This window comes from Streptomyces sp. NBC_01551, from assembly GCF_026339935.1.
Lineage (GTDB): Bacteria > Actinomycetota > Actinomycetes > Streptomycetales > Streptomycetaceae > Streptomyces.
The window spans coordinates 1-628 of record NZ_JAPEPX010000023.1; the positions used below are offsets into that span (position 1 = coordinate 1).

General features: G+C 77.2%; 1 protein-coding gene. It reads right to left on the bottom strand.

The features are described 5' to 3' along the window. Positions 1-628: beta-ketoacyl reductase (locus OG982_RS30895; protein ID WP_266950288.1), on the bottom strand; the 628-nt coding region annotated here is incomplete at both ends.

Sequence of the window (628 nt, forward strand, 5' to 3'; positions counted from 1 at the left end):
GGGCGAGGGCGTCCAGGAAGGAGTTCGCGGCGGCGTAGTTGCCCTGACCGGGGGCGCCGAAGACGCCGGCCGCCGAGGAGAAGAGGACGAACGCCGACAGGCCGAGCTCGCGGGTCAGCTCGTGGAGGTGGAGCGCGGCGTCGGCCTTGGGCCGCAGGACGGCGTCGAGGCGTTCGGGCGTGAGCGAGTCGATGACACCGTCGTCGAGGACGCCGGCGGTGTGGACGACCGCGCGCAGCGGATGCGCGGCGGGTATCGCGGCCAGGGCGGCGCCGAGCGCCTCCCGGTCCGCCGCGTCGCACGCGGCCCAGGTCACGTCGGCGCCGAGCTCGTTGAGCTCGCGCGTCAGGTCCGCCGCGCCGGGCGCCGTGTCGCCGCGACGGCTCAGCAGCAGCAGGTTCCGTACACCGCGTTCGGTGACGAGGTGCCGTGCGACGAGCCGGCCGAGGGTGCCGGCGGCGCCGGTGACGAGGACGGTGCCTTCGGGGTCGTACGCGGGAGCCTCGGCCGGAGTGCCGGAGGCGACCCGGGCCAGCCGGGGAGCGTGCGCGGCGCCCTCGCGCAGGGCGAGCTGCGGCTCCTGCGCGGCGAGGACGGCGTCCAGGACGGCCCCGGACACCTCGGCGGG